The organism is Plasticicumulans sp., assembly GCF_035331805.1.
GTDB lineage: Bacteria > Pseudomonadota > Gammaproteobacteria > Competibacterales > Competibacteraceae > Plasticicumulans.
In genome coordinates, this window is sequence record NZ_DAOLKE010000007.1 from 22,391 (window position 1) to 30,327 (window position 7,937).

General features: G+C 66.8%; 10 protein-coding genes. 5 read left to right on the top strand and 5 right to left on the bottom strand.

Annotation, left to right across the window (positions count from 1 at the left end):
- Window positions 1-39: 39 nt before the first annotated feature.
- The 5 genes from potA to PKE44_RS01570 all read left to right on the top strand — a co-directional run bounded on the left by potA (window position 40) and on the right by PKE44_RS01570 (window position 5,105).
- The gene (potA, locus tag PKE44_RS01550) at window positions 40-1,152 is read left to right on the top strand and encodes a spermidine/putrescine ABC transporter ATP-binding protein PotA (protein WP_324547896.1); all 1,113 of its coding nucleotides are present in this window, start codon (window positions 40-42) and stop codon (window positions 1,150-1,152) included.
- The gene (gene potB / locus PKE44_RS01555) at window positions 1,145-1,999 is read left to right on the top strand and encodes a spermidine/putrescine ABC transporter permease PotB (protein ID WP_324547897.1); all 855 of its coding nucleotides are present in this window, start codon (window positions 1,145-1,147) and stop codon (window positions 1,997-1,999) included. The genes potA and potB overlap by 8 nt, the downstream gene beginning before the upstream one ends.
- 2 nt (window positions 2,000-2,001) lie before the next feature.
- Window positions 2,002-2,769 (top strand): spermidine/putrescine ABC transporter permease PotC, encoded by a 768-nt coding sequence (gene potC, locus PKE44_RS01560; RefSeq protein ID WP_324547898.1) that lies wholly within the window; start codon window positions 2,002-2,004, stop codon window positions 2,767-2,769.
- A complete protein-coding gene (locus PKE44_RS01565; RefSeq protein WP_324547899.1) occupies window positions 2,766-3,818 on the top strand; it encodes a spermidine/putrescine ABC transporter substrate-binding protein in 1,053 nt (350 codons plus the stop codon). Before potC ends, PKE44_RS01565 begins: the two co-directional genes overlap by 4 nt.
- Window positions 3,819-4,040: 222 nt before the next feature.
- Window positions 4,041-5,105 carry an extracellular solute-binding protein gene (locus tag PKE44_RS01570; RefSeq protein ID WP_324547900.1) on the top strand — a complete coding sequence of 355 codons (1,065 nt, stop codon included), beginning with the start codon at window positions 4,041-4,043 and terminating at the stop codon, window positions 5,103-5,105.
- A gap of 12 nt (window positions 5,106-5,117) precedes the next feature.
- Here PKE44_RS01570 and PKE44_RS01575 read toward each other — a convergent pair whose 3' ends face one another.
- From PKE44_RS01575 to PKE44_RS01595, 5 genes are all read right to left on the bottom strand, one after another.
- Window positions 5,118-5,972, bottom strand: a complete 855-nt coding sequence (locus tag PKE44_RS01575) for a diguanylate cyclase (RefSeq protein WP_324547901.1) — start codon at window positions 5,970-5,972, stop codon at window positions 5,118-5,120.
- 140 nt (window positions 5,973-6,112) lie between these two features.
- On the bottom strand, window positions 6,113-6,619 hold the full coding sequence (locus PKE44_RS01580; protein WP_324547902.1) for a TIGR00645 family protein: 507 nt from the start codon (window positions 6,617-6,619) through the stop codon (window positions 6,113-6,115).
- A gap of 99 nt (window positions 6,620-6,718) precedes the next feature.
- Window positions 6,719-6,973 (bottom strand): YfhL family 4Fe-4S dicluster ferredoxin, encoded by a 255-nt coding sequence (locus PKE44_RS01585; protein ID WP_324547903.1) that lies wholly within the window; start codon window positions 6,971-6,973, stop codon window positions 6,719-6,721.
- A gap of 28 nt (window positions 6,974-7,001) precedes the next feature.
- The gene (gene coaD, locus PKE44_RS01590; protein ID WP_324547904.1) at window positions 7,002-7,517 is read right to left on the bottom strand and encodes a pantetheine-phosphate adenylyltransferase; all 516 of its coding nucleotides are present in this window, start codon (window positions 7,515-7,517) and stop codon (window positions 7,002-7,004) included.
- Between the two features lie 87 nt (window positions 7,518-7,604).
- The coding region (locus tag PKE44_RS01595) for an RsmD family RNA methyltransferase (protein WP_324547905.1) at window positions 7,605-7,937 on the bottom strand (333 nt) is incomplete at its 5' end.

Below are 7,937 nucleotides of genomic sequence, written 5' to 3' on the forward strand. Positions count from 1 at the left end.
TTTCACCCCTGATTCCCTCCCGCCTTCGCCGTCCGGACCATGAGCGAACACGTCATCGAATTGCGCAGTGCCACCAAGGCTTACGGGAAGCAGACGGTCCTGCACGGCGTCGACCTGAAGGTCCGCCGCGGCGAGTTCCTGACCCTGCTCGGCCCTTCCGGCTGCGGCAAGACCACCATCCTGCGCCTGCTCGCCGGCTTCGAATCCCCGACCACCGGCACCGTGCTGCTCGACGGCCAGGACGTGACCGCGCTGCCGCCCGAGGATCGCGGCGTCAACACGGTGTTCCAGAGCTACGCGCTGTTCCCGCACATGACGGTGTACGACAACGTCGCCTTCGGTCCGCGCATCAAGGGCGTCGGCGGCAGCGAACTCGACACCCGCGTCATGGAGGCGCTGAAGACCGTCAAGCTCGACGGCTTCGCGCAGCGCAAGCCCGCGCAGCTCTCCGGCGGCCAGCAGCAGCGCGTCGCCATCGCCCGCGCGCTGGTCAACCGGCCGCTGGTGCTGCTGCTCGATGAATCGCTGTCGGCGCTCGACTACAAGCTGCGCAAGGCCATGCAGATCGAGCTGAAGCAGCTGCAGCGCCAGCTCGGCATCACCTTCGTGTTCGTGACCCATGACCAGGAAGAGGCGCTGTCGATGTCCGACCGCGTCGTGGTCATGAACGCCGGCAACATCCAGCAGATCGGCACGCCGCGCGAGGTCTACGAACAGCCCGAGAACCTGTTCGTCGCCAAGTTCGTCGGCGAGATCAACACGCTGACCGGCACGGTCTGCGCCGTGCACGGCGACGGCAGCTACGACATCGACCTGTTCGGCCACGTCATCGACCTGCGCGCGCGGCGCAGCTTCGCGGTCGGCGCCGAGGTCAGCGTGCTGATCCGGCCCGAGGACCTGCGCATCTGGCGCGAAGGCGAAGGCACGGTCGAGGATCTCGCCGATCTCTTCCCCGGCACGGTCGAGGAAGTCATCTACAAGGGCACGACCGTCGATCTCATCGTGCGCCTGACCGAGACCCGCGAGCTGCTGTCGACGACGCAGTTCTTCAACGAGGACGACGCCTCGGGCAGCCTCCTCGACTACCGCATCGGCGAGCCGGTGCACGTCGACTGGGTCCACGGCTGGGAGGTCATCCTCCCCCATGAGTGACCACGCCCTGTTCAAGCGTGTCGCGATCGGCACGATCGCGGTCTGGCTGCTGCTGTTCGCGTTCGCACCGAACCTGATGGTCGTCATCGCGAGCTTCCTGACCCGCGGCGAGAGCGAGTTCCTGGTCTGGACGCCGACCACCGACGCCTACGCGCGCATGCTCGACCCGCTGTACCTGCACGTCTTCTGGAATTCGTTCTACCTGTCGGCGATGACGACGCTGCTCTGCCTCGTGATCGGCTATCCGTTCGCGTACCTGATCGCGCGCGCGAATCCCGCCGTACGCCCCTACCTGCTGCTGCTCGTGATCATCCCGTTCTGGACCAGCTCGCTGGTGCGCACCTACGCGATGATCGTGATCCTGAACACCAACGGCCTGCTGAACACGCTGCTGCAGTCGCTCGGCCTGATCGATGAGCCGCTCGAACTGCTGTACACCGACGGCGCCGTGATCGCCGGCCTCGTCTACACGCTGCTGCCGTTCATGGTGCTGCCGCTGTATGCGGCGATCGAGAAGCTCGACTGGCGGCTGGTCGAGGCGGCGCGCGACCTCGGCGCGCGCAAGGTCCGGACCTTCGCCTCGGTGATCATCCCGCTGACCTCGCCCGGCATCGTCGCCGGCTGCATGCTGGTGTTCCTGCCCGGCCTCGGCATGTTCTACGTCGCGGACTTCCTCGGCGGCTCCAAGACCACGCTGATCGGCAACCTGATCCAGCGCCAGTTCCTGTCGGCGCGCGACTGGCCGTTCGGCTCGGCGGCGAGCGTGACGCTGACCATCGTCATGGGCCTGATGATCGGGCTGTATCTGCTCGCCGCGAAGCGCGCGAACGCGAAGGTGGAGGTCTGAGCATGAAGGGCCTCGGCCGCGGAGCGTATCTCGCGCTCGTCTACGCCTTCCTGTACCTGCCGATCGCGGTGCTGATCGTCTACTCGTTCAACGATGCCAGGTACTCGCTCTCGTGGCAGGGCTTCACCTGGGGCTGGTACGAGTCCCTGAGCCAGAACGACGACCTGATCGACGTGGCGCTGAACTCGGTGATCGTCGCGCTGCTGTCGGCCACGCTCGCGACCATCATCGGCACGCTCGGTGCCGTCGCGCTGTACCGCTACCGCTTCAGCGGCCGCAATGTGCTCAACGGCCTGATCTTCGTGCTGATCATGTCGCCGGAGATCGTCATGGGCATCTCGCTGCTGCTGCTGTTCGTGACCATGGGGCTGGAACTCGGCTTCACGACCGTGCTGCTGTCGCACACGACCTTCTCGATCCCCTTCGTCGTGGTCACGGTCATGAGCCGCCTGAGCGGTTTCGACAAGTTCCTGATCGAGGCGGCGCAGGATCTCGGGGCGACCGAGTTCCAGACCTTCCGCAAGGTGATCCTGCCGCTGCTGATCCCGGCCGTCGTGGCCGGCTGGCTGCTGTCGTTCACGCTGTCGATGGACGACGTGATCATCAGCTTCTTCGTGACCGGACCGGATTTCGAGGTCCTGCCGCTGAAGGTGTACTCGATGGTGCGCCTCGGGGTGAAGCCGGAAATCAACGCGCTCTCCACCGTGATGTTCGCACTGACGCTCGTGATCGTGCTGATCGCCCAGTCCCTTTTGAAGGAGAGGAAATGAAAAAGCTGCTGCTGGTCACCGCACTGCTCGCCGCGCTTCCGCTCGCGGCGCAGGCCGAAGAGGAAAAGGTCCTGAACCTTTACAACTGGACCGAGTACATGCCGAAGGAGGTCCTGAAGGCCTTCACGAAGGAAACCGGCATCAAGGTCAAGGAATCCAATTACGCCGCGACCGAGGAGATGTATTCGAAGCTCAAGGCCGGCGGCGGCGGCTATGACCTGGTCGTGCCGTCCACGTACTTCGTGCAGCGCATGGCGCGCGAAGGCCTGCTGGAGCCGCTCGACCACGCCAAGCTGCCGAACCTCAAGAACGTCGATCCGAAGTTTCTCGACAAGCCCTTCGATCCGGGCAACAAGTACAGCGTCCCCTACCTGATGTCGCACGTCGGCATCGTCGTCGACGGCGGCAAGGTCGATGTGAGCAGCCTCAAGAGCTGGCTCGATCTCTGGAAGCCGGAATTCAAGGGCAAGGTCCTGCTGATGGATACGGCCCGCGAAACCTTCGCGGTCGTACAGAAGGCGCTCGGGTATTCCGCGAACGATACCGATCCGAAGCACATCGAGGCCGCGTTCAACAAGCTCAAGGAACTCGTGCCGAGCGTGAAGCTGTTCAACGGCGAATCGCCGAAGGTCAGCTTCATCCAGGGCGAGGTTTCGATCGGCATCGCCTGGAACGGCGAAGCCTTCATGGGCTCGCAGGAAAAGAAGTCGCTGACCTACGTCTATCCGCAGGAAGGCGTCGTGCTGGCGATGGATACGATGGCGATTCCGAAGGGTGCGAAGCACCCCGAAAACGCACACAAGTTCCTCGACTTCATCATGCGGCCGGAAATCGCGGCGAAGATTTCCGAAACGCTCGGCTATGCGACGCTCAACGCCGAGGCCGTGAAGCTGCTGCCGAAGAAGCTCGCCTCGAACCGCATCGTCTACCCGACCGACGAAGACCTGAAGAACTCCGAGCTGCTCGAAGACATCCCGACCGAGACGCAGGGCCTGTACGAGAAGTACTGGTCGGAGCTGAAGGTCGGCAAGAAGGTCAAGGGCGGCTGAGCCGTCCGCTTCCGAGGCGCCCGCAAACCCCCGCCGCACCGGCGGGGTTTTTTCTTGCAAGCCCGCCGGCAGCGGCAACACTGACGGCGCGTGCGCCTGCGGTCACGCCTCTGCGGCCCGTGCGGCTTTCGGGTCTGCGGGCCTCGCCGGCAGTGCCCAAGGTTGCGGCTCCCGCCCGCGACCGGCGCATGCGTGTCCCCCTGCTGCCCAAGAGGCCCGCCGATGAACCGTCTGCCGACCCTAGCGCGCCTCGGGGCGCTGCTGCTCGCCCTGCTGTCGAGTCTCGCCTGCGCCCCGGCCCGCGCCGCCGACGAGCGCACGCTGGTGCTGTACAACTGGGCCGAGTACATGCCGCGCCCGGTGCTGAAGCAGTTCACGAAGGAAACCGGCATCAAGGTCAGATATTCGACCTACGACAACAACGAGGCGATGTTCGCGAAGCTCAAGGCCGTCGAGGCCTCCGGCGGCTACGACCTGGTCGTGCCGTCGAGCTATTACGTCACGCGCATGCGCGCCGCCGGCATGCTGCGGCCGCTCGACAAGGACCGGCTGCCGAACCTGAAGAACCTCGACCCGCGCCTGCTCGACAAGCCCTACGACCCCGGCAACGCCTACAGCGTCCCGTATCTGTGGGGCGCGAGCGGCATCGCCGTCGACAGCGCGCGCATCGACCCGGCGACGGTCACGAGCTGGGCCGATCTGTGGAAACCCGAGTACCGCGGCCGGCTGATGCTGCTCGATGACCTGCGCGAGGTGTTCGGCATCGCGCTGAAGCTCGACGGCCGTTCGATCAACAGCCGCGATCCCGACGAAATCCGCGCTGCCTACGAAAAGCTGCTCGAACTGCGCCCGAACGTGAAGGTGTTCAACGCCGAGTCGCCGAAGTCGGTGCTGCTGTCCGGCGAGGTGCGCATCGGCCAGATCTACAACGGCGAGGCCTGGATGGCCGAGCAGGCCAATCCGAAGATCCGCTTCGTGATCCCGAAGGAAGGCCCGCTGCTGTGGGTCGACAACCTCGTGATCCCGAAGAGCGCGCGCCACGTCGAGGAAGCCCACGCCTTCATCGACTTCGTGCTGCGCCCCGAGATCGCGAAGCAGATCGCCGAGGAGGTCGGCTACACGACGCCGAACCTCGCCGCGCGCGCGCTGCTCGCGAAGAAGGTCCGCGACAGCCGCACGGCCTATCCGTCCGATGCCGATCTCGAACGCGGCGAGTTCCAGACCGATGTCGGCGACGCGCTGCCGCTGTACGAGCAGTACTGGTCGAAGCTGAAGGCCGCGCGCTGAGGCCGCGCCGCCTCAGGCCGCCGGGGCCAGGCGCACGCAGTCCTCGCCGGCGGCCCGCGCGGCCTCGACCGCCGTCTGCGCGACCGCCAGCACGCCGGCGGCATCGCGCTCACCGCGGCATTCGACGACGCCGATGCTGAGGCTCACGGCCGGCACGCGCGGCTGCACGCGCAGCTGCCCCTGCACGAAACCGACGCGCAGCCGTTCGAACACGCCGAGGCCGCGCGCAGCCGTGGTTTCGGTCAGCAGCACGCCGATGCCGCCGGCGCCGCAGCGGCCGCTGACATCGGTGCGGCGCAGGTGCGCGACCGTGAAGCGCGCAAGCTGGCGCAGGACGCGGTCGGCGGCGGCGGGGCTGCGGCTGCGCAGCGCCGACAGGCCGTCCGGATCGAGCAGCCCGAAGCTCAGCACCCGCCCGTAGCGCTGGCAGCGCGCCAGTTCGACGCCGAGGCGCCGCTCGAAGTCGGCGGCCGCCAGCAGGCCGCCGGCCGCGGCCTCGCCGTCGGCGACCTCGCTGAGCACCAGCCCCGTGCTCACCACCCGGCGTTCCTGCACCGGCGCGCCGAGCCCGTCGAGCCAGTGCGCGAGGCCGGCGAAATCCTCGGGCAGCGGACCGGTCTCGATGCGGCTCGGCAGGTCACCGAGCAGCGGCGCCACCGCTTCGGCCCAGGCCGTGCCTTCGCTTTCGCCTTCGCCGCCGAGCAGCAGCGCCGCGACCGGCGCCGAATCGAGCGCCGGCACCCCGGCGACGGCCCGGTAACCGGCATGCACCAGCCGCGCGGCGTAGGCGCGGGCGGCGGCGAGATCGCGCCCCAGCACCAGTACGCAGGGCGGCACCGGGCTTCCCGCTGCTGAATCGATGGTCATCACCTGGCCTCCGGCTCTTCGGCAATCTCTGGATCACCGACGAGTATTGCGCATGCCACGAGCCATGGTGCCCGGGTCCGAAGCAATACTGTCGGCTGCCCGCCGGCGGCCTTGAACCGGCGTGCCCGAATGAAGCCGGATCAGTGCTCGCGGTGCGCGGCGAAGGCCAGCTTGTCGACCACGGCCATCAGCAGCGCCGAGACCACGAACACCAGGTGGATGCCGCACAGCCACCAGAGCTGGCGGTCGTCGTAGCGGTCGATCTTCATGAACACCTTCAGCAGGTGGATCGACGACACCGCGACGATCGCGGCCGCGAGCTTGATCTTGACGGTGCCGGCATCGACCTTGCCGAGCCAGCCCGGACGCTCCTGAGCGTCGGCGACATCGAGGCGCGAGACGAAGGCCTCGTAGCTCGACAGGATCACCATGACCAGCAGGTTGGCGACCAGCACGAAGTCGATCAGTCCGAGCACGCCGAGCAGCAGGTCGATCTCGCCGATGTCGGGAAATGCCTGGAAGACATGCACGATCTCGATCACGGCCCGGGCCGAGAACAGCACCAGCACCGCGGCCAGACCGAGGTACAGCGGAACGAGCAGCCAGCGGCTGCCGAAGATCAGGGTTTCAATGCAGCGTTCGATCATGATGCCCGGGCTTGCGCCGGACCCTGCCTGGCAGGTGTCCGGTCAGGGAAATAAAAAAGGCCCCGGCGAGCGGGGCCCGATGGTTCCGGCCGCGGCTCGTCAGCCGATCAGGCCGGACAGGCGCTGATACTTTTCCTGCAGCTGCTCGGGCGTTTCGACGTGGCTCGGGTCATTCGGGATGCAGTCGACCGGACAGACACCGCGACACTGCGGCGTATCGAAATGGCCGACGCATTCGGTACACAGGTTCGGGTCGATGACGTAGATCTCGTCACCCTGCGAGATTGCGCCGTTCGGGCACTCCGGCTCGCAGACATCGCAGTTGATGCATTCGTCGGTAATCATCAGGGACATGGCATGGACCTCCGGCCCGGACGGGCCGTTACTTCACGGAACCGGGCAGCGGTGCCTTCGGCGGCAGTCCGAACTTCTCGGCCAGCGCACGCTCGACCACCGGACTGACGAAGGCGGAGATGTCGCCGCCGAACTTCGCGACCTCGCGCACCAGCGTCGAGGAAATGAACGAGTACTGCTCGGCCGGCGTCAGGAACACGGTCTCGATCGCCGCGTGCAGGCGGCGGTTCATGCTGGCGAGCTGGAATTCGTATTCGAAATCCGACACCGCGCGCAGGCCGCGCAGGATGACGTTGGCGCCGACGTGCTTGGCGAAATTGACCAGCAGGATGTCGAAGCCGCAGATCTCGACGTTGTGCAGGTGACCGAGAATCTGGCGGGCGTGATCGACGCGCTGTTCGAGCGTGAACAGCGGACCCTTGCCGGGATTGGCCGCCACCGCGACGATCAGCCGGTCGAACATGCGGGCGCCGCGCTCGACGAGATCCTGATGACCATTGGTCAGCGGATCGAACGTACCCGGGTACAGGGCAACGACGCTCATGCGGATACCTGTCGGCACTGGTCGGAAAAGGGCGACGGATTATGCGTTGCCGTCCCCGGCCTCACAAGGTCATAAACCTGACCCCGGTCAAGCAGATGGCGTCACGAGCCGATAGCGGACCTGCCCGGCCGTGCGCTCGCGCAGCAGCGTCCAGCCCGGGGGCAGCGCATCGGCGCCGCCCTGCCCGCTCCCGCTTTCGCTTTCGCTTTCGAGATAGACCCGCGCCTGCGGCGCCAGCCAGCCGGCGGCGAGCCGCTCGCAGACCGCCGGCAGCAGGCCGTGGTGAAACGGCGGATCGAGGAACACCACGTCGAAGGGCTGCGCCGGTCCGTCGAGCCAGGCCAGCGCGTCGCGCGTCGCGAGGGCCGCGGTGTCGCCGGCACCGAGCAGCGCGAGGTTGGCCGCGAGCGCGCGCGCGAC

What these genes read in the sequence shown, in the direction of transcription:
- PKE44_RS01580 (WP_324547902.1), bottom strand. Translation starts at nt 6,619, where the DNA reads ATGATCGAACGCTGCATTGAAACCCTGATCTTCGGCAGCCGCTGGCTG.
- PKE44_RS01570 (WP_324547900.1), top strand. Translation starts at nt 4,041, where the DNA reads ATGAACCGTCTGCCGACCCTAGCGCGCCTCGGGGCGCTGCTGCTCGCC.
- potC (WP_324547898.1), top strand. Translation starts at nt 2,002, where the DNA reads ATGAAGGGCCTCGGCCGCGGAGCGTATCTCGCGCTCGTCTACGCCTTC.
- potB (WP_324547897.1), top strand. Translation starts at nt 1,145, where the DNA reads ATGAGTGACCACGCCCTGTTCAAGCGTGTCGCGATCGGCACGATCGCG.
- PKE44_RS01565 (WP_324547899.1), top strand. Translation starts at nt 2,766, where the DNA reads ATGAAAAAGCTGCTGCTGGTCACCGCACTGCTCGCCGCGCTTCCGCTC.
- potA (WP_324547896.1), top strand. Translation starts at nt 40, where the DNA reads ATGAGCGAACACGTCATCGAATTGCGCAGTGCCACCAAGGCTTACGGG.
- PKE44_RS01575 (WP_324547901.1), bottom strand. Translation starts at nt 5,972, where the DNA reads ATGACCATCGATTCAGCAGCGGGAAGCCCGGTGCCGCCCTGCGTACTG.
- coaD (WP_324547904.1), bottom strand. Translation starts at nt 7,517, where the DNA reads ATGAGCGTCGTTGCCCTGTACCCGGGTACGTTCGATCCGCTGACCAAT.
- PKE44_RS01585 (WP_324547903.1), bottom strand. Translation starts at nt 6,973, where the DNA reads ATGTCCCTGATGATTACCGACGAATGCATCAACTGCGATGTCTGCGAG.